16 protein-coding genes, 1 pseudogene and 1 riboswitch are annotated in these 19,664 nt (G+C 75.5%); of the genes and pseudogenes, 13 read left to right on the top strand and 4 right to left on the bottom strand.

Annotation, left to right across the window (positions count from 1 at the left end):
• The first annotated feature begins 46 nt into the window (after positions 1-46).
• The 5 genes from C8054_RS06590 to C8054_RS31685 all read left to right on the top strand — a co-directional run bounded on the left by C8054_RS06590 (position 47) and on the right by C8054_RS31685 (position 6,225).
• Positions 47-973, top strand: coding sequence for an alpha/beta fold hydrolase (locus tag C8054_RS06590; RefSeq protein WP_107155825.1), 927 nt, complete (start codon positions 47-49; stop codon positions 971-973).
• Positions 974-1,112: 139 nt separating this feature from the next.
• A complete protein-coding gene (locus C8054_RS06585; protein ID WP_107155824.1) occupies positions 1,113-3,230 on the top strand; it encodes an AAA family ATPase in 2,118 nt (705 codons plus the stop codon).
• A 77-nt stretch (positions 3,231-3,307) separates the two neighbouring features.
• Complete coding sequence (locus C8054_RS06580) at positions 3,308-4,222, top strand: cation diffusion facilitator family transporter (protein ID WP_107155823.1); 915 nt, start codon at positions 3,308-3,310, stop codon at positions 4,220-4,222.
• A 142-nt stretch (positions 4,223-4,364) separates the two neighbouring features.
• Positions 4,365-4,495: riboswitch (cyclic di-AMP (ydaO/yuaA leader) on the top strand.
• 4 nt (positions 4,496-4,499) lie between these two features.
• The gene (locus C8054_RS06575; protein ID WP_107155822.1) at positions 4,500-5,585 is read left to right on the top strand and encodes a hypothetical protein; all 1,086 of its coding nucleotides are present in this window, start codon (positions 4,500-4,502) and stop codon (positions 5,583-5,585) included.
• A 79-nt stretch (positions 5,586-5,664) separates the two neighbouring features.
• On the top strand, positions 5,665-6,225 hold the full coding sequence (locus C8054_RS31685; protein WP_146179879.1) for a hypothetical protein: 561 nt from the start codon (positions 5,665-5,667) through the stop codon (positions 6,223-6,225).
• Here the strand turns inward: C8054_RS31685 and C8054_RS06565 are convergent.
• Positions 6,119-6,571 carry an SRPBCC family protein gene (locus C8054_RS06565; protein ID WP_107155820.1) on the bottom strand — a complete coding sequence of 151 codons (453 nt, stop codon included), beginning with the start codon at positions 6,569-6,571 and terminating at the stop codon, positions 6,119-6,121. The genes C8054_RS31685 and C8054_RS06565 overlap by 107 nt on opposite strands.
• A 123-nt stretch (positions 6,572-6,694) precedes the next feature.
• Positions 6,695-7,054: an STAS domain-containing protein gene (locus C8054_RS06560; RefSeq protein WP_107155819.1), complete on the bottom strand. Its 360-nt coding sequence runs from the start codon at positions 7,052-7,054 to the stop codon at positions 6,695-6,697.
• A gap of 439 nt (positions 7,055-7,493) precedes the next feature.
• Here C8054_RS06560 and C8054_RS06555 point away from each other — a divergent pair, with 439 nt between their 5' ends.
• Positions 7,494-7,898 carry a hypothetical protein gene (locus C8054_RS06555; RefSeq protein ID WP_107155818.1) on the top strand — a complete coding sequence of 135 codons (405 nt, stop codon included), beginning with the start codon at positions 7,494-7,496 and terminating at the stop codon, positions 7,896-7,898.
• A gap of 143 nt (positions 7,899-8,041) precedes the next feature.
• Here the strand turns inward: C8054_RS06555 and C8054_RS06550 are convergent, their stop codons facing one another.
• Positions 8,042-10,777 (bottom strand): cellulose-binding domain-containing protein, encoded by a 2,736-nt coding sequence (locus C8054_RS06550; RefSeq protein WP_107155817.1) that lies wholly within the window; start codon positions 10,775-10,777, stop codon positions 8,042-8,044.
• A gap of 258 nt (positions 10,778-11,035) precedes the next feature.
• Between C8054_RS06550 and C8054_RS06545 the strand changes: the two are divergent.
• From C8054_RS06545 to C8054_RS06535, 3 genes and pseudogenes are all read left to right on the top strand, one after another.
• Positions 11,036-11,482 (top strand): annotated as a pseudogene (locus tag C8054_RS06545) (BON domain-containing protein); the annotation flags it as partial.
• 65 nt (positions 11,483-11,547) lie between these two features.
• Entirely contained in the window at positions 11,548-12,045 is a 498-nt protein-coding gene (locus C8054_RS06540; protein WP_107155815.1) for a redoxin domain-containing protein, read from the top strand.
• Positions 12,042-12,593: a DsbA family protein gene (locus C8054_RS06535; RefSeq protein WP_107155814.1), complete on the top strand. Its 552-nt coding sequence runs from the start codon at positions 12,042-12,044 to the stop codon at positions 12,591-12,593. Before C8054_RS06540 ends, C8054_RS06535 begins: the two co-directional genes overlap by 4 nt.
• Positions 12,594-12,617: 24 nt before the next feature.
• On the opposite strand, the gene C8054_RS06530 is transcribed toward C8054_RS06535, so the two are convergent.
• A complete protein-coding gene (locus tag C8054_RS06530) occupies positions 12,618-15,536 on the bottom strand; it encodes a LuxR C-terminal-related transcriptional regulator (RefSeq protein ID WP_233219514.1) in 2,919 nt (972 codons plus the stop codon).
• Positions 15,537-15,676: 140 nt separating this feature from the next.
• On the opposite strand from C8054_RS06530, the gene C8054_RS06525 reads away from it, so the two are divergent.
• The 4 genes from C8054_RS06525 (at position 15,677) to C8054_RS06510 (ending at position 19,589) form a co-directional block, all read left to right on the top strand.
• The gene (locus tag C8054_RS06525) at positions 15,677-16,069 is read left to right on the top strand and encodes a hypothetical protein (protein WP_233219520.1); all 393 of its coding nucleotides are present in this window, start codon (positions 15,677-15,679) and stop codon (positions 16,067-16,069) included.
• On the top strand, positions 16,066-17,202 hold the full coding sequence (locus C8054_RS06520) for an alcohol dehydrogenase catalytic domain-containing protein (RefSeq protein ID WP_107155811.1): 1,137 nt from the start codon (positions 16,066-16,068) through the stop codon (positions 17,200-17,202). The genes C8054_RS06525 and C8054_RS06520 overlap by 4 nt, the downstream gene beginning before the upstream one ends.
• A gap of 29 nt (positions 17,203-17,231) precedes the next feature.
• Positions 17,232-18,407, top strand: coding sequence for a trans-acting enoyl reductase family protein (locus C8054_RS06515; protein WP_107155810.1), 1,176 nt, complete (start codon positions 17,232-17,234; stop codon positions 18,405-18,407).
• A 90-nt stretch (positions 18,408-18,497) separates the two neighbouring features.
• Positions 18,498-19,589, top strand: coding sequence for a MerR family transcriptional regulator (locus tag C8054_RS06510; RefSeq protein ID WP_107155809.1), 1,092 nt, complete (start codon positions 18,498-18,500; stop codon positions 19,587-19,589).
• Positions 19,590-19,664: the final 75 nt, after the last annotated feature.

The raw sequence follows: 19,664 nt of genomic DNA, 5'->3' as shown, positions 1-19,664 counted from the left end.
TAACGCCCCGGTGGCCGGACACCGGGCGGCCCGGGGGAGGTGGACCATGTCGGAGCACCAGGAGCTGCGGCTTTCCGACGACGTACGCCTGCACGTCACGGTGACGGGGCCGGTCGACGCCGACGTCACCGTGGTCATGCTGCACGGCTGGACGCTGGACGGACGGAGCTGGCACCGGCAGCTCGCCGACCTGCGGGACCGCTTCGGCGACCGGGTCCGGGTGGTCGCCTACGACGCGCGCGGTCACGGCCGGTCGAGCTGCCTGACGCTGCGCGACGCGACGCTCGCCCAGCTCGGGGACGACCTGGCCGCGGTGGTCGACGAGTTCGCCGCGTCCGGCCCGGTGGTGCTGGTCGGGCACTCGATGGGCGGCATGACGGTGATGGAGTACGCACACCGCCACCCCGACCGCTTCGCCGAGCGCACCGCCGGCCTGGTCTTCGTCTCGACCACCGCCGAGGGGCACACGCACACCGTCTACGGGCTCTCGCCCCGGATCGCCCGGCTGATCCGGCTGGCCGAGACCACCGGCGCCGGGGTGCTGGCCCGCTGCGGCGGCTGGCGGCCGCCGTACGCGTTGCTGCGCGCGCTGCGGCCGAGCATCCGCTGGATGTTGTTCGGCGACCGCTGCGATCCGGCGGACATCCGGCTGGTCACCTCCGCGGTGGCGCGCGCCACGCTGCGCTCGATCGGTGGGTTCCGCGCCTCGATCGGCGCCCAGCACCGGCTGGAGACGTTGGCCGCGTTGGGCGGGTTGCCGGCCGCCGCGCTGGTCGGTGACCGGGACCGGCTCACGCCGCCGCCCTGCGCCGAGTCGATCGCGGCGGCGCTGCCCACCGCGGAGCTGACCGTCTGCCCCGGCGCGGGTCACATGCTGATGATGGAACGGCCCGACGTGGTGAACGCCGCCGTGGCCGGGGTGCTGCGCCGGGTGCTGGCCGGCATCGCGGTCCCGGGCCCGGCCGCGGCCTGACGACCGCTGCCGGACCCGGCCTGACGGACGGTCCCGGCACCGGTCCGGGCCGGCGCGGAGGCAGGCCCCGACGTGCGGCTTGCGGGCGGCCCGTACCCTCATTCAGCCCGTCGTGCCGTCCGACCACAGGAGCACCGCGTTGACCGACCAGACCACGCTGGACCGGGAGATCGCCGCCGAGCAGCGGCATCTCGACCGGGTGTACGCCCGGCTGGCCGAACTGCGCCGGTCGGCGGCCGACGCCGAGCGGGAGGGCTACCGGCTGGCCCGGGTCGGCACGTTCGGCGCGCTGGTCGAGCGGGACGCGATGGTCTTCCACGCCGCGCAGCGCCGGCACGTGTTGGACGCCGAGCACGAGGGGCTGGTCTTCGGGCGGCTGGACCTGCGCACCGGGCAGGTGCTGCACGTGGGCCGGCTCGGGGTACGCGCCGACGACGCGGAGACGCTGGTGGTGGACTGGCGGGCGCCCGCCGCCGCCGCGTTCTACCAGGCCACGCCCGCCGAGCCGCGCGGCGTGGTGCGCCGCCGCACGATCCAGTCCGCCGCCGAACGGGTCACCCGGATCGAGGACGACCTGCTGGACCCGGAGGCCGCGCCGGCGGACATGGCGGTGGTCGGGGACGGCGCGCTGCTGGCCACGTTGTCCCGGGCCACCGGTCGCGGGATGCGGGACATCGTCGCCACCATCCAGCGGGAGCAGGACGAGGCGATCCGGTCCCCCGGCAGCGGCGTCACGATCGTCTCCGGCGGCCCGGGCACCGGCAAGACGGCGGTGGCGCTGCACCGGGCCGCGTACCTGCTCTATTCCGACCGGGCCCGGTACGCCGGCGGCGGCATCCTGGTGGTCGGCCCGTCCGGCGTGTTCGTCGAGTACATCGCCTCGGTGCTGCCCTCGCTCGGCGAGGAGACCGCCACGCTGCACTCGCTCGGCTCGCTGTTCCCGGGCCTGTCGGCGACCCGGACCGACCCGCCGGAGGTGGCGGCCGTGAAGGGTTCGCTGCGGATGCGCCGGGTGCTGGAACGCGCCGCGCGGGACGCGGTGCCGGACGCCCCGGCCGAGCTGCGCCTGCTCTACCGCGGTGAGCTGCTGCGGCTGGACCGGCCGGCGCTGGACGCGGTGCGGGACCGCACGCTGACCCGGGGCGCGCGTCGCAACGAGGTGCGTCGGGCCGCGTTCGACGCCGTGCTCGCCGCGCTCTACGCGCAGGCCCGGACGCTGCGGGTGGGCCGGCTGCCGGAGCAGCCCGCGTTCGAGGACGAGATCATCGAGCGCCCGGAGTTCCGGGAGTTCCTCAAGGCCTGGTGGCCCCGGCTGCACCCGCGTCACGTGCTGGGCTGGCTGGCCCGGCCCGAGCGGCTGCGCCGGTACGCCGGCGGGGTCCTCTCCGCGGCCGAGATCCGGCTGCTCACCGACGCGTACCGGACGCTGGACACCGACGGGTTGACAGTCGCCGACATCGCGCTGCTGGACGAGCTGGACGCGCTGCTCGGCACGCCGGTGCGGCGGGCGAAGCCGAAGCGGGACCCGTACCAGTTGGCCGGCGGCGTGCGCGAGCTGAGCACGTACGCCGATCGGCAGCGCGCGGCCCGGGCCGCCGCCCGGGAGCGCCCGGTGGACTACCGCGACTTCGCCCACGTGGTGGTGGACGAGTCGCAGGACGTCTCGCCGATGCAGTGGCGGATGGTCGGGCGGCGCGGCCGGCTGGCGTCCTGGACCGTGGTCGGCGATCCGGCGCAGACCGCCTGGACCGGCGATCCGCAGGAGCTGGACCGGGCACGTGACCAGGCGCTGGGGCGGCGGCCCCGGCGTCGCTTCGAGCTGACCACCAACTACCGGAACTCGGCGGAGATCTTCGCGGTGGCGGCGGCGGAGATCCGCCGGCGGTATCCGGATCTGGCGCTGCCCGTCGCGGTGCGTTCCACCGGCGTGCCGCCGGTGGAGCGGACGGTGGCCGCGGCCGAGCTGCCGGCGGCCACGGTCGAGGCGGTCCGGGCGCTGTTGGCCGAGGTGGAGGGCACGGTCGGCGTGATCACGCCGGTGCCGCGCCGGGACGAGGTGGCCGGTTGGCTGGGCGACCTCGCCGTGGGCCGGCTCCAGGTGGTCACCAGCCTCCAGGCCAAGGGCATGGAGTACGACGGGGTGGTGCTGGTCGCGCCGAGCGAGATCCGGGCCGACCCGGGTTCGGGTGTCCGCACGCTCTACGTCGCGCTGTCCCGAGCCACCCAGCGTCTGACCACGCTCGATCCGGTGGGCTGACGCCACAGTCACTTGCACACATAGCGATGTGAGCATAGATTGGGCCCGTCCGGGACCCGGGGCGGGAGGGTGGGTGCGTGGGCGCAGGTCATGACCACAGCGGTGCGGTGGCCAACGCGGCACACCGGCACCGCGGTCGGCTCTGGGCGGCGTTCGCGCTGCTCGCCGTGCTGATGGTGGTCGAGGCGGTGGCCGCCGTCACGACCGGTTCGCTCGCGCTGCTCTCCGACGCCGGCCACATGTTCACCGACGTGCTCGGCATCGGCATGGCGCTCGCGGCGATCACCGCCACCCGGCGCGCCCGGACCGACCCGCAACGCACGTTCGGGCTCTACCGGCTGGAGGTGCTCGCCGCGCTGGCCAACGCGGTGCTGCTCGGCGCCGTCGCGGTCTACGTCCTGATCGAGGCGGTACGCCGGTTCGGTGAGCCGCCGGAGGTGCTCGCCGGACCGATGCTCGTGGTGGCCGTGCTCGGCCTGCTCGCCAACATCGCCGCGTTCGCGCTGCTGCGCGCCGGCGCCCAGGAGAGCATCAACCTGCGCGGCGCGTACCTGGAGGTGCTGGGCGACCTGCTCGGCTCGCTCGGCGTGATCGGCGCCGCGCTGGTCATCGCGGTCACCGACTGGTGGTGGGCCGACCCGCTGGTCGCGGTGGCGATCGGCCTGTTCATCCTGCCGCGCACCTGGCGGCTCGGCCGGGCCGCGGTACGCATCCTGGTGCAGGCCGCGCCGGAACACCTCCAGGTGACCGCCGTGCACGACCGGCTGACCGCCGTGCCCGGTGTGGCCGAGGTGCACGACCTGCACGTCTGGACGCTCACCTCCGGCATGGACGTGGCCTCCGCGCACCTGACCACCGACCCGGGCGTGGAGGTCGCCACCGTGCTGGCCGCCGCCCGGGCCGCGCTGCACGAGGACTTCTCGATCGATCACGCGACGTTGCAGATCGAACCCGGAGCGTCCACCGGCGCCTGCGGCCCAACCGGCTGGTAGTTAGGACAGACTTAAATTCGGGTGGTTATTGTTATCTTATGCCGGTTTTGCCCGGTATCTGGTTCCGGGTGGCGGAGCCGGCTCCGGGCAACGCCGGTAGGCTCGGTCGCGGCCGACCCGCAGGCGTCATCCGGCGCCGACGGAGCGGCCGTCGCCTAATCGCCCGCGGGGCGAGCCGGGGAACCACGTACGTGGGGTGCATCCGCGTCAGCGGTAGGGATCTTCCGTCCCGAACCCGTCAGCTAACCCGGTCGGCGGTTGACGGAAGGACACGTGAATGCCCCCAGTGGCACCTGCACGACGGACGGCCGCCCGGATGGCGGCCCTGCTCGTCGCGATGCTGACCCTCGGCCTCGTGACGGCGCCGGTCTCCCCCGCCTCGGCGGCACCCCCGACCGGCCGGCTCGCCGCCGCGCCCGGCGACGACGACGAGGGCGGCACGCCGGCGCTGCGCGCCAAGCTCGACGCCGCCAGCAAGGGCTGGCTGGAGGCCAAGGCCGCGCTGAACCGGTCGGTGACCCGGCAGAAACAGCTCAACGAACGACTCGTGACGATCGACACGGAGTTGACCGAGCGCAACGCCAAGGTCGGTGAGATCGCCGAGGTGGCGTACCGCACCGGCCGGATGGGCACCGCCGCGGCGCTGCTCGGCAGCACCAGCCCGGAAGGCTTCATGGACCGGGCCGCCGCCCTGGAGACGGTCGCCGCGCACGAGGACCGGACGCTGCGCGAGCTGATCACCACCCGCGACGAGGCGATCCGCACCCGTACCGCACTCGACGGCGAGGTCCGCGAACAACGCAAGCAGGTCACGGTGATGGCCAAGCGCAAGGAGCAGGCCGAGCAGGCGCTGGAGGAGGCCAACAACCGGCCCTCCGCCAGCAGCGGCGGCAGCAGCAGCGGCAGCGGGATCCGGGGCACCTCCACGGCGAACGCGAAGCCGGCCAAGCGCAACTCCGACGGCTCCTGGCCGGCCGAGTCGTGCAGCGTCAACGACCCGACGCCGGCCAGCGGCTGCATCACCCCGCGGACGCTGCACGCGCTGCAACAGGCCCAGGCCGCCGGCTTCACCCGGTACGTCTCCTGCCACCGGCCCAGCGGCTCCGGCGAGCACCCGAAGGGCCGGGCCTGCGACTTCGCGGCCCAGAAGAGCGGCTTCGGCGGCGTGGCCAGCGGCGGCGACCGGACGTACGGCAACAACCTGGCCGCGTACTTCGTGCGCAACGCCGACCCGCTCGCCGTGCTCTACGTGATCTGGTTCAAGCAGATCTGGCTGCCCAGCAGCGGCTGGAAGTCGTACAGCGGGGGCAACGGCGACCCGTCCAGCGACCACACCAACCACGTGCACCTGTCGGTCTACTGAGCACTACGTCCCACGACGTACCCCGGGTGTCGTCGCGCGGCCCACGACGTGGGCCGCGCGACGGGGCGACGATCGGGGCATGAGACGACTCTCCCCCGCCGGCCGCAAGGCGCTGCTCACCGCGCATCTGGCCACCTCGCTGGGCTGGCTCGGCACCGACCTGACGCTGCTCGCGCTCGGCGTCGCCGGGCTGCGGGGCGCCGATCCCGACGTGGTCTACCCGGCGGCGGCGCTGCTGGTCACCTGGCTGTTCGCACCGCTGAGCGTGGCGGTCTGGCTGATCGGGACCGCCAGCGCGCTGCTCACTCCGTGGGGCCTGCTGCGCTGGCGGTGGGTGCTGGTGAAGTTCGCGCTCACCACCGTCATGCTCGGCCTGGTGCTGCTCCTGCTGACCCCCCGGATCCGGCACCTCGGCGCGCTCGCCGGGGCAGCCGACGCGCACCTGCGGGTCGACCTGGTGGCGCCGCCGGCCGTCTCCACCACGCTGCTGCTGATCGCCACCGTGCTGTCCGTCTGGAAGCCGTGGGGGCGGATCAGGCGGGCCGGGCCTCCAGTGTCGCGCCGAGGCGGGCGGCGAGGCCCAGGTGGGCGGCCCTCGCCTGGCGGAACGCGTAACCGAACAGCGGCGCCGGCGCGGTGAGCGTGATCTCCACGTCGATCCGCACCACGCCGTCGGGCTCGTCGCGCAGCCGGGTGTGGTTACGCACCGACGTCGCCGGCTGCTGCCGGGCGACGGTGACCACCTCGTCCTCGGTGGCGACCAGCACGTCCGCCTGGTAGGTGACCGGAAAGTGCAGCGGACCGAGCTCCAGCCGGTCGGTGATCGCGAAGCTGGCCAGCGCGCCCGGCCGGGGCGGCAACTGTCGGACCCGCACGATCAACGGATGCAGCTCGCCCTGCCGGCTCAGGTCGCCGAGCAGTGCCACCGCGTCCGCCCGGCTGCACCGGGCCTGCACGGTGTAGCTGAAGCTGTCGCTGCTCTGCAACCGGTCCCCCCTCGCCGTCGTGGGTCCGGACGATCGTCCCGTACCGGGGCCGACCTGGCAACGGGTCGAAGGTCCCCCGGCCAGCGAGGGCGCGGAAGCAGGATCGGTGCGGGCGCGTGGCGCTCAGGCGCCGGGGAGCACCTCGGGTGCCTCGTCGGCGAACCAGGGCTCCGGTGCCCCGAAGAGACCGAGCAGGCCGGTCACCCAGAGCTGCCGGTGCACGAACCGGCTCGGCTCGGTGACCACCAGCTTGACGCCGCTGACCTCGCAGGTCTGGAAGCCGGCGACCATGGCGCTGATGCCGACCGAGTCGATGAACGTGACGAGCCGCATGTTCAGCTCGATCCGGACGGGACGCGCCTTGGCCAGGACCTCGGCGATCGCTTCCCGCACCTCGTACGCGGTGTCGACGTCGATCTCCCCACGGGGCGCGATCTGGACGACACCACCCGGACGCACCGATTTCACGATCGACAGGCTCACGCGAGCACCTCCACTCGCCCCAACGGGCGCCTCATCAGTACGCGGGCCGCGACCGAGAGTATTCCTCCAACGGCCCCGGTCGCCACCCCCCGGGATGAGCAATTCGCGGACTGGGCACACCTGGGCGAGCCCAAACCGCACCTCCGGGTTCCGTTTTCCGCTTCGACGCGGACCAGCGACCGGCCGAACGACCGGACCGGGTCGGCCGATCCGCCGACCCAGGGTAGCGGGCCCGCGCATCCCGCAGGGACACCCGGTCCCCGGCGCGTACGGGTGATTCCGCCCACCCCGTCCGTTTCCCCGCCGCTCGACTGACGGAACGGGCGGGTTTGGCGCGGGAGCGGGCGGGGCACTGCCCCGGGAAGTGAACCGTGACGCGCCGGATGACCACCGGAGTCCGACGTGGCCGCCGGGCTTCGGCACCCGAGGAGGTAGAACGATGTTCGGATCCAGCCTGTTGGACCGCCGCAGCAAGCCCGAGCGGGTCGCGGACCAGGCATGGCAGCACCTGCTCGACGCGGTCGGCACCGCCGGTGACAGCGTGCGGGACGCCACCCGCGTCGCGCGCCGCAACTCCTCCGGGCTGGCCGACGACGCCACCGACCTGGTCGGCTCCGCCGCCGACGAGGCACGCCGCCGGGCCGGCCTCGCCTTCGAGGCGCTCGCCGGCCGGCGGCCCGCGCTGCCGTGGACGCTGCTGATCGCGGCGGCCCTGGCCGGCGCGGCGATCGGCTGGGCCGCCGGCACCGCCGCCCGCGCCGCCGGCAGCCGGGAGCGCGCCACCGACGACATCGAGTTCGTCGACGTCGACCGCCCCAACTCCCCCGCCGGCCTGGACGGCTGACCGCACCCCGCACACGACGAACGGTGGCCGTCCCCGACCAGGGGACGGCCACCGTCGCGTCAGCGGGCTTCGGTGATCATGAGGATGGCGGCGAGAGTCCGGTCAACCTCATGATCGTCACGTGGGGCCGCCCGCGGAACCGGTCAGCGCGCGGCGCAGGAGACGGTCGGTGCCCGGTTGCCGTTGGGGGCGGTGCCGGTGAAGCCGACGGTGGTCGACGCGCCGACGCCGAGGTTGCCGTTCCAGCCGGCGTCGGTCACCGTGACCGCCGAGCCGGTCTGGGTGTACGTCCCGCTCCAGAGTTGGGCGATCCGCTGACCGTCCGGATAGGTCCAGGTCAGCGTCCAGCCGGCGATCGGCGTGGTGCCGGAGTTGCGTACCGTCACCTCGCCCTGGAAGCCGCCGGGCCAGGAGTTCGTCACCGCGTAGGTGGCGGCGCAGCCGCGCCCGGTCGGCGTCGGGGTCGGTGCCGTCGGGGTCGGGGTCGGTGACGTTGGCGACGGCGACGGGCTCGTCGGGGTGGGCGACGGGCCGGTCGGGGTGGGACTCGCCGACGTCGGGGTGGGCGTGGGCGTGCCGCCGAGGCGGTCCGCGACCAGGATGCCCCGACCGTTGGTGCCCAGGTAGACCCGGCCCCAGACACGCGGGTCGCCGGTGAGCGCCTCGCCCGCGTTGCCGTACTGGTGCTGGTCGTCGTTGATCCGGACCCAGGTCGCGCCCGCGTCGTCGGAACGGAAGACCCCGTGCGTGCCGTCCACCGTGCCGACGGTGAACAACGCCGGGTACGTCTTCCCGGGCGCCGCCTTGCCGAAGCCGACGTTCACCGCCGTGGACACGCCGGTGACCTTGGTGAAGCTCGCGCCGGAGTTGGTGGAGTGCCAGAGGCCACCCTCGCCGGCCAGCCAGATGTCGCCCTCGACGCCGGGCAGCGCCTTGAACTTGACGCCGGTGGTGGGCAGGCCGGTCGCCGCGGTGGCGGTGAACGCCGCCCCGCCGTTGGTGCTGACGTAGAACTTCCCGGCGCTGACACCGTAGAACTTGTTCGGGTTGACCCGGTCGGACTCGACGGTGGCATTGGCCGGGATGCCGGTGGCGGCGGTCCACGAGTTGCCGAAGCCGACCGAACGGACCACCTGCTGGCCGGCGTCGCCGGGCGACCAGACGAACTGGCCGCCGTCGGCGGACGCGGCCACCGTGCCGCCGTTGTTGATCCCGCCGGGCTCGGTGCCCTGGAACCAGTTCGCGCCGCCGTCGGTGGAGAACGCCACGTGGCTGTCGTTGGGGCGGTCGGAGTCGGTGAAGTTACCGGCCCGGACCATGACCGCCGGCTTGGTCTCCGCGTAGTCGAGGCTGGTGGTGCTGGTGAAGCCCGGCTGGGTGAACATCATCGGCGGTACCGCCGCGAGGTCGGTGTGGCGGAAACCGCCGATGTCGCCGAGGCCGCTGATCAGCGGCGCGCCCGACGGCGGGCTGACCAGGTCGAGCACGGCGGTCTCCTCCAGCCCCTTCACCATCGGCGTGATGGTGAACGTGCCGCCGGTGTCCCACTTCGTCAGGCCGGTGGTGCCGTAGATCGTCGCGCCGGTGCCGTACATCATCCGGTCGCTGTCGAACGGGTCGATCTCCAGCGACTCGTTCATCCAGCCCAGTTTCGGGGTCTCCTCCGGCGGCGCCGGATTGGTGCCGAACGTCAGCCACGGCACCGAACTGACGTCCATCGTGTACTTCTTGGTGCGGTTCGGGTAACTGGCCCAGTCCCAGATCCGGGTCCAGGTCGCGCCGCCGTCGGTGCTGCGCCAGAAGATCGCGTCCGGCCACCAGGAGACCTGGGTGGCGACCATCAGCGTGTTCGGGTGCTGACGGTCGATGGTCAGCCCGGAGTAGCCGAAGTACGCGTCGCCGCTCGACGACGGCACCGGGCTGATCTGCGTCCACGCGCCGGTGGCCCGGTTGAACTTCCACACGTCGCCCTTGCCGCCGTCGTACGGGCCGCCGGTGTCGCTGGTGGCGAGGTAGAGGAAGCCACCGACCGGGTCGACCACGCCCTTGTGCGCGAGGTAGCCGGTGGGCTGGCCGGGGATCCGTTCCCAGGTCGCGCCGGCGTCGGTGCTGCGGTAGACCGGGTTCTGCTTGTCCGCCACCCCGACGTAGATGGTCTTCGTGGCGGTGCCGGCCGTGCCGGTGCCCTTGTCGAAGCTGACCCAGGTCAGGCCCTGGTTCTGGCTCTGGTAGCCGCTGCTGTCGTTCGGGTCGGCCCGGTAGTTGCCCACGTTCGGGAAGTTGGCGACCTTCGCCCAGGTCGCGCCGTAGTCGGTGCTGCGCCACAGGCCGTTGCCGCCCTCGGCGCCGTAGTAGAGCACGCTGTTGCGGTTCGGGTCGACCGCCAGCCGCTCCCCCATGCCCCGGCCGGGCATGTTGCCGCCGTTCTTGAACGGCAGCTCGGTGGCCTGCCAGGTGGCGCCCTTGTCGGTCGAGCGCAGGATCGCCCCGTGGTTCGGGTCCCAGTCGTTCGTGTACATGCCGACCGCCGCGTACACCCGGTTGGTCTGCACCGGGTCGGTGGCGAGGCTGACCACCCCGTTCCAGCCCCACCGGTCCGCGCCGACCCAGTCCAGCAGCGGCGTCCACGACCGGGTGGCCTGCTCCCAGCGGTACGCGCCGCCGATGTCGGTCCGCGCGTAGATCAGGTTCTTCTCGGTCGGGTTGAAGACGATGCCGGGGACGAAGCCACCGCCGTCGATCCGGACGTTCTTCCAGGTGTACGGCTCGGCGGCCGCGGCGGCGGCGGGGGGTACGCCGGTGGCGACGAGCGGCACGACGACGGTCGCCACGGTGGCGGCCAGCGCGACGGCCGCCAGGCCGGCGAGTTTTCTGCGCATGGGGCGGATCCTCTCGGTTGCCCTTGGGGGCGGGGAACGGGAGCAGGGGGTGGCGCTTCGAGGAGGGGAGCTGCCCGGGCTCCCCGTCGGCGTACTGGCTCCCGCAGCCGAGGGACCCTCAGCGTACGCCGATCAACCGCGCCATGGAAGCGCTCCCATGCCACCCGTTCCGGGTGGGGGCGGATCACCCGGTCGCGCGCAGGATCGCAGGGTGCGGGACCGCCCCGCACGTCGACCACCCACCGGAAGGAGAACCGGATGACCACCGGGACGATGACGCGTACCGACCGGGAGATCCGGTCCGCGGTCCGCGACGAACTGGCCCGGGCGGGCCTCGACGGCATCGGGGTGACCGTCGACGGCGGCGTGGTGACGCTGACCGGCCCGGTGGCCGATCCCGCCGCGCGGTGGGCCGCCGAACGGGCCTCGCACCGGGTGGCCCGGGTCCGCGCGGTCGCCGACGACCTCGCCGTCCCGACCGTCCCCGCCGACGCCGGCCGGAACGACGCGGGGCTCGCGCTCGGGGTCGTCCGGGCGTTGGAGTGGGACGCGTTCCTGCCGGTCGGGGCGCTGCGGGTGACCGTCGCCGACGGCTGGGTCACGCTGCACGGCGAGGTCGGATGGGAGTACCAGCGGCGGGCCGCCGAGCGGTCGGTCGCCCGGCTCACCGGCCTACGCGGACTGAGCAACGGGATCACGGTGCGGCAGTGAACCGAACCACCCGGCCCGGGTGAGCCCGGCTCACCCGAACGGCCGGCAGAGTGGACGGCATGAGTGATCCGAACGGGCTGATCACGCCCGGGCAGACCGCGCCCGGGTTCACGCTGCCGGCGTCGCCCGACGCGCGGGAGGTGGGCCCCGGGCAGTTCCGTGGCCGGCCGGTCGTGCTGGCCTTCTACCCGGCCGACTGGACACCGGTGTGCAGCGACCAGATGGCGCTCTACCAGGCGGCGCTGCCCGAGCTGGAACGGTACGACGCGGTGCTGCTGGGCATCTCGGTGGACAGCGTCGACTCGCACCGGGCGTTCGCGCAGAGCCGCGGCATCCGGTTCCCGCTGCTCGCCGACTTCGAACCGAAGGGCGAGGTGTCCCGCCGCTACGGCGCGTACGCCCCGCGCGGGCAGTCGGACCGGGCGCTCGTGGTGATCGATCCGGACGGCCGGGTGGCCTGGAGCCACCTCTCCCCGCCCGAGGTGAACCCGGGCGTGGACGGCATCCTCGACGCCCTGGAGCAGCTCGGCACCGATCGGCGGGTGAGCGCGCGATGACCACCCCGTTGCAGGTCACCACCGCCCGGCTGCGGGTGCCGGTCACCGACCGGGATCACGTCCGCGGTCCGGCCGACGCCCCGGTCACCGTGGTCGAGTACGGCGACTTCCAGTGCCGGTTCTGCGGCGCCGCCTACCCGAACCTGGCCGAGGTGCGGCGCCAACGGGCCGACGTGGTGCGGTTGGTGTACCGCCACTTCCCCATCACCAACGTCCACCCGCACGCGGAGAACGCGGCGGAGACCGCCGAGGCGGCCGGCGCGCGGGGCCGGTTCTGGGAGATGCACGACTGGCTCTACGAGCACCAGGACCAGCTCGACCCGGTGCACCTGTCGCTCGGTGTCGAACAGATCGGGCTCTCACCCGACGAGATCGACGCGGAGGTGGGGCGGCAGGCATACGCCGACCGGGTCCGGCAGGACTTCGTGGGCGGCATCCGCAGCGGCGTCAACGGCACGCCGACGCTCTTCGTCAACGACATCCGCCACGACGGCGGCTACGACCTGGCCGAGCTGCTGGCCGTGGTGGACGCCGTCGCGCCGACCTGACCGGCCGGGCCCGTCCGCGACCGGTCAGATCAGCCGCAGCTCGCGCGCCCGCCGGACCGCCTCCCGCCGGCGGGTCGCGTCGAGCTTGCGGTAGACGTTGCGCACGTGCGTCTTCACCGTGTTGACCGAGAGCGACAGCTCGGCGGCGATCTCCACGTTGGTCAGGATGCTCTGGAGATACCGCAGGATGGTCAGCTCCCGTTCGGTGAGCGGCTCGTCCAGCGCCCGTGCCGGCCCGTCCGGTGCCCCGTCGGCCCCGGACGCGTCGACGCCCCGGACCAGGTCGCTGACGGTCGCCCAGTACGCGGTGCCGGAGTCCAGGTGGGCGGCGAGCAGGTCGCGTACCCCCGGCTCGGCCCGGGTGAACACGCGCCGGCAGCCGTCCGGCTCGGCCAACGCCAGCGTCTCCTCCAGCAGCCGCCCGGCCCGCCGACCGTCGCCGGCCGCACCGGCCAGCGCCGCGTCCAGCAGCCCCGCGCCCAGCCGGACCGGCAGCGGCCAGCCCGCCGCGCCCGGCCCGGTCCAGTCCGGCAGCGCCCGCTCGGCCGCCCGGGCGTCGCCGGCCCGCAGCCACAGCCGGGCCGAGACCAGGGCGAGCGCCGGATCGGTGGAGTCGTCGCCGGTCGCGTCCAGCAGCGCGCGGGCCCCGCCCGGGTCGCCCACCGCGGCGCGGAGCTGGGCCTCGCCGGCGGTCAGCCACGCGCCCAGCTCGGGCCCGGGCGCGACCGACCGGGCCGCGGCGAGCGTGTGCAGCCCGGCCGCCGGTTCCCCGCCGTCGGCCAGCAACCCGGCCCGGCAGAGCGCCGCCAGCGCCGCCCCGCCCGGCTCCGCGCCGGCCGGACCGGCGAGCGCGAGCTGCGCCGCCGCCTCCGCCGGCCGGTCCCGGTGCCAGGCCACCAACGCCAACGCCAGGTACGCGTAGCCGCAGTCCAACCGCGACGACCAGCCCTGGCAGGGCGGCATCGACAGGGCCGCCCGGGCGCGCTCCTCGGCGGTACGCAACGCGCCCCGGGCCGCCTCCAGCAGCGCCGACCGGCTGGCGCAGAGCAGCTCGACGCGGGGCCGGCCGGCCCGACGCGCCGCGACGAGCGCCGCCGAGAACCGCCCGCCCGCCTCCCGCAGGTCCCCCTCGGCGAGCGCGACCAGCCCGTGCGCGGCCCCGGCCACCGCCCGCACGTCGTCGGCCTCGACGCCCCGGACACCGGGCTCGGCGGCGGCGGCATCGGCATCGGCGGCATCGGCGTCAGCGGTCCGGCGCGGACCACCGGGATCGGGCCGCGTTCCCGGTTCGGCGGGGTCGTCGTGCGGTGCGGGGGCGGTGGCGAGCAGGCGGTCGGCGGCGCGGCGTACCTCGGCGTGGTCCCCGGCGAGCCGGGCCAGACCCAGCTCGACCGCGGTGGCCAGCCGGCGGAACCGGTCGCGGCGCGGTGCCGGCAGGTCCGTCGCGTGCCCGACCGCGCGCCGCAGCAGCGCGTCGGCGGCAACCGGATCCCCGGCGTACGCCCGTTCGGCCGCCGCGGCCAACGCCAGCTCCGGGTCCCGGCGTACCGCCTCGGCCGGCGGCTCGGGCGGCGCCGGCGGGACGGGCCGGGCCGGCTCGTCCGGGGCCAGTTCCGGCCAGCGGGTGACCAGCAGCTCGGTGGCGTCCGCCCACTCGCCGGCCGCCAGCGCGTGCCGCAGCGCCTCGGCCGGTCGGTCGTGCGCGGCGAACCAGCCGGCCGCCCGCCGATGCAGTTCGCCCAGCTCACCGGCGGGCAGCCCGGCCAGCTCGTCGCGGAGCAGGTCGGCCAGCAGCGGGTGCGGCCGGTACCAGGGCGGGCTGCCCCCGTCCTGCTGGACGAAGCCGCCCTCCCGGGCCGCCTCGGCCAGCAGGCGTCCGGCGTCGGCCCGCCCGGTCACCGCGGCGGCCAGGTCGGCGCGGACCGCGACCGCCACCGCGCTGCGGCGCAGGACGTCACACACGGCCGGGTCCAGCGGCGCGAGCACCTCGTCCCGCAGGTACGCGGCGATGTCCGGCTGATCGCCGGCGACGTGCGCCACGGCCCGCGCCGGGTCGCCGCCCAACGCCAGGGTGGCCAGGCGCAGCCCGGCCGGCCAGCCGGCGGTCCGCTCGGCGAGCCGGGGCACCGCCTCGGCCGGCACCGGCACGCCGTACGCGACCAGCAGGTCGGCCACCTCGTCGGCGGTGAACGCCAGCTCGTCCGGGCCGAGCACGGTCAGCTCGCCGGCCAACCGCCACCGGTGCAGGGCCAGCGGCGGTTCCCGACGCGCGCCGGCCACCAGCCGGAGCCGCCCGTCGGCGTGCCGGAGCAGGAACTCCAGCCCGGCCAGCGCCTGCCCGTCGGTCACCCGGTGCAGGTCGTCCAGGACCAGCAGCACCGGGTGCTCGCGGGCGGCCAGCGCGGCGGCGAGCGCTTCGAGCTGCGCCGGCCGGGGCGGGTCCACCGGGACCGGCGGGTCCACCCCCGGTTCCCCGGCGACGGCGGCCCGCAACGCCTCGGCCAGGTACGCCCACAGCCGCTCGGTGGTGTCGCCCTCCGCCACGGAGACCCAGACCGGCGCCGGACCCGCCCGTTCCGCCCGCGCCCAACCGGACAGCAGCGTCGTCTTGCCCCACCCGGCCGGGGCGAGAAGCAACGTGACCGGTCCCGCCGCGCCCCGCTCCAGCCGGTCCAGCAGCCGGGGACGCCGCAGCAGCGGCTCGGGCGGCGCGGGCGGCGCCAGCCGGGACGCCAGCAACGGCGGCCCCGGCCGCTGCGGCGGACCGGCGTCGGCGGTGAGCGGTTCCGGCGTCCCGACGGCCGTCCGCGTGTCCGCGTCGGTCGGCGCGGCGGCGAAGCGGACCCGGTCGACCTGCTCCGGCATGCGTCCCTCCCCCCGTCGGTGCGGGGGGCGGTTACCCGGACCGCGCCGGTTCACCCCTTCCGGGCGAACCCGCGTCACCCGGGTCGCCGCCACGCTGGGGACACGCGGGCGGCCGGCCGCGCACCGCCGGCCGCCCGGGTGACCCGCGACCTCGGGGAGGGCCTGTGACCCGGACCGGACGGCTGGCCGACGGCGTACGCGCCCTGGCCGCCGGCGTACTGGCGCTGGTGCACCGGCGGCGGGCCGCGACCGACCCCCGGCCCGGGCGCTGGCAGGTGGTGACCGTGACCGGGCGGCCCGAACAGGTGCTCCCGGGCGGGCGGTGGCCCGAGCCGCTGCGCCCGCTCGACGGCGCGGTGGAGGTCTGGGCCCGCCCGGCGCCCGGCGGGCGCGGCACCGAACTGGCGGTACGCCCGCTGGGCGGGACACCGGCGCTGGCCGGGTTCGCCGCGCACCTGGTCGGCGACGACCCCGGCCGGTACCTGCGGCAGGTGCTCCGGCAGACCCGGCAGCTCCTGGAGACCGGTGAGGTGCTGCGGGCGGACCGCTCGCCGCTGGACCGCCCGGCGGCGCGGCGCCCTAGCCGCCCCGGACCGGAGGGGACCGGGTGAGGGCCCTGTGCTGGGAGGGCACCGACGCGCTCGCCGTACGCCAGGTCCCCGACCCGGAGCTGCGCAACGCCCGGGACATGATCGTCCGGGTGCGGCGCAGCGCCACCTGCGGCGGAGACCTGCCGCTGCTGGCCGGCCGGGTGCCCGAGGCGGCCACCGGTGAGGTGCTCGGGCACGAGTTCGTCGGCGAGGTGGTCGAGGTCGGTCCGGAGGTACGCCGGCACCGGGTCGCGGACCGGGTGGTGGTCGGCGCGGCGATCGCCTGCGGGGCCTGCTGGTTCTGCCGGCAGGGGCTGCTGGCCTGCTGCGACAACGGGACCAGCGACGTGGCCACCGAGCCGCAGTGGGGGGCGCCCGCCGCCGGGTGCTACGGCCGCCCGGCCCGCCTCGGTGGTTTCGCCGGCGGCCACGCCGAGTTCGTCCGGGTGCCCTACGCCGACGTGGGCGCGTTCGCCGTACCGGACGGGGTCGACGACGACCGGGCGGTCTTCGCCGCGGACGCCGCGCCGGCCGGCTGGCACGGTGTCGAGCTGGCCGGTGTCGCCCCCGGGGACGTGGTGGCGGTCTGGGGCGCGGGCGCGGTGGGACAGCTCACCGCGGCGGCGGCCGTGGCCCGTGGCGCGGCCCGGGTGATCGTGGTGGACGAGCACGCCGACCGGCTGCGGATGGCGGCCCGGCACACCGGCGCCGAGCCACTCGACCACCGGTCCGTCGACGTCCTCGCCGAGCTGCGGGAACGCAGTGGCGGCCGAGGGCCGGACGTGTGCGTGGACGCGGCCGGCCCGCCGACCGGTCCGGCCCGCTGGCCGGCCACCGGACCGGACGCCGGGGTGGCGCTGCGCGAGGCGGTGCACGCCTGCCGCAAGGGCGGCACGGTGGTGGTGCTCGCCGGCGGGTCGACGTTCGTGGACCGGTTCCCGCTCGGCGCGGTCACCGAGAAAGGGCTGGCGGTACGCGGCGGCGCCCGGGTCGGCCCGGACGCCATCCCGGCGCTGCTGGCCCGGATGGCCCGCGACGAGCTGGTCACCGAACACCTCGCCACCCACCGGCTGCCGCTGGACCGGGCCGCCGAGGGGTACGCGTTGTTCCGGGACCGGGCGGACGGCTGCGTCCGGGCGGTCTTCACGCCGTGAGTCCGGCCGGCGGGTGGCACACTCGGCGGATGCCCGCAGACCGCGCGTACGACCTCGTCCTGTTCGGCGCCACCGGCTTCACCGGCGGCCTCACCGCCGAGTACCTGGCCCGGCACGCGCCGGACCGGCTGCGCTGGGCGCTCGCCGGCCGCAACCCGGCCAAGCTGGCGGCCGTCCGCGACCGGCTGGCCGCCATCGACAGCGGCCTGGCCGAGCTGCCCCTGCTCACCGCCGACGTCACCGACGCGGCGTCGCTGCGTGCCGTGGCGGAGAGCGCCCGGGTGGTCGCCTCCACCGTCGGCCCGTACGTGCACCACGGCGAGCCGCTGGTGGCCGCGTGTGCCGCCGCCGGCACCGACTACCTGGACATCACCGGGGAGCCGGAGTTCGTCGACCTGATGTACGTGCGGCACCACGCCGAGGCGGTGCGCACCGGGGCACGCCTGGTGCACGCGTGCGGCTTCGACTCGATCCCGCACGACCTCGGCGTCTGGTACACCGTCAAGCAGCTCCCCACGGACGGGCCGGTCACGGTGGACGGCTACGTGCGGGCCGGCGGCCGGTTCTCCGCCGGGACGTACCATTCGGCGCTGACCGCGTTCTCCCGTACCGCCGAGACGAGCCGGGCGGCGAAGGCCCGGCGGGCGGTCGAGCCCCGGCCGGACGGGCGGCGGGTGCGGGCGGTGCCCGGCCGGGTCGGGCGGGTCCGCGAGTTCGGCCAGTGGGCGGTGCCGCTGCCCACCATCGACCCGCAGATCGTCCGCCGGTCGGCGGCGGCCCGCCCCGAGTACGGCCCGGACTTCCGGTACCGGCACTTCGCCGCGCTGAAGCGGCTGCCCACCGTGCTGGTCGCCGGCGTGGGCCTGGCCGGCGTGGTCGGGCTGGTGAAGGTGCCGCCGACCCGGCGCTGGCTGCTCGGCCGGCTCGCCTCCGGTCAGGGGCCGAGCGCCGCGCAGCGGGCGAAGTCCTGGTTCCGGGTGCGGTTCGTGGGCGCCGGTGGCGGCCGGCGGGTGGTGACCGAGGTGGCCGGCGGCGACCCCGGCTACGACGAGACCGCCAAGATGCTCGCCGAGTCGGCGCTCTGCCTGGCCTTCGACGAGCTGCCGGAGACCGCCGGGCAGCTCACCCCGGTCGCCGCGATGGGCGACGCGCTGCTGGACCGCCTGGTTCGCGCCGGCATCACGTTCCGCACGCTGAAAGCGTAAGGCGGGGCCCCTTCTTAACGCTTCCGGTAGAGGCGGGGCCCCCTCTTAACAACCCGGGGCGTTGACCCTCGACCTGGTGCAGGGCACAGGATGGCGGCCGTGGAGAGCGAGCTTCGCAGCATCGGTGAGCTGGCCCGGGCCAGCGGGTTGACGGTCAGCGCACTGCGGTTCTACGACCGTTCCGGCGTGCTGACGCCGGCCCGGGTGGACCCGGTGACCGGCTACCGCTGGTACGCCGACGACCAGGTGGGCCCGGCCCGCCTGGTCGCCGGCCTGCGCCGGGTGGGCATGCCGCTGGCCGGCATCGCCGAGGCGCTGCGGCGCCGGCGTCACCCGGCCGAGGTGCACCGCCTGCTGGACGCGCACCTGCGCCGGCTGGAGGACGGCCTCGCCGACGCGCGCCGCGAACTCTCCCGGATCCGTAGCCTGATCGACCCGGAGGAGACCATCATGGCCACCCGCCTCGTGCTGTCCCGCACCGACCTCGCCGCCGCCGTGGACGCCGTACGCTTCGCCGTCGGCACCGACCCGGAGCTGCCGTTCCTGTCCGGCGTGCTGCTGGAGGTCGAGCCGGGTGGCGTCCACCTGGTCGCCACCGACCGGCACCGGTTGGCGGTGGCCCGGGTCGACGCCACGGTCGACGGTCCGTCGGCGCGCGCGCTGCTGCCGGTGGCCGCGGTCGACGAGCTGCGTGGGCTGCTCGACCACGACGGGACGACCGCGGAGGTGGTCGTCGCCGCGGAGGGGGTCACGTGCTCGGTCACCGGGCGCACGCTGACCGCCGTCCCGCTGCCGTACGACTTCCCGGACCACCGCCGGCTGCTGGGCGCGCAGCTCGGTGCCGCGCCCGCGTACCGGATCCCGGTGGACGGCGCGGCGCTGCGCGCGGCGCTCACCGCCGACGACGTGCGGGTGTGCCACCGCACGCACGACGGCGTCGCGCACCCGGTGGTCGCGCTCGGCCTGGACCACGGCGGCGAGCTGCGGCTGGTCGACCCGGCCGCCGTCGAGGGCCCGGACGGCGGGCTGCGGGTCGGGTTGAACCGGGAGTACCTGCTCGACGCGCTGGACGCCGGCGGCAGCCAGCTCGTGCTGGAGCTGGACGGTCCGATCACGCCGCTGGCGGTGCGCCGGGCGGACGACGCGCACGCGTTCTCGGTTCTCATGCCGGTACGCCTCTGACCACGGGCGCCGCCCGCTCGGGCAGCCGAACCGGGCCGGGCCGGAGAGCCCGGCCCGGGCCGGCGGGGCCGCGAC

The sequence above is a fragment of the Micromonospora sp. RP3T genome, assembly GCF_003027925.1.
Classification (GTDB): domain Bacteria; phylum Actinomycetota; class Actinomycetes; order Mycobacteriales; family Micromonosporaceae; genus Micromonospora.
Note: the sequence above shows the minus strand (reverse complement) of the source record. Positions and strands in the feature narration are given on the sequence as shown.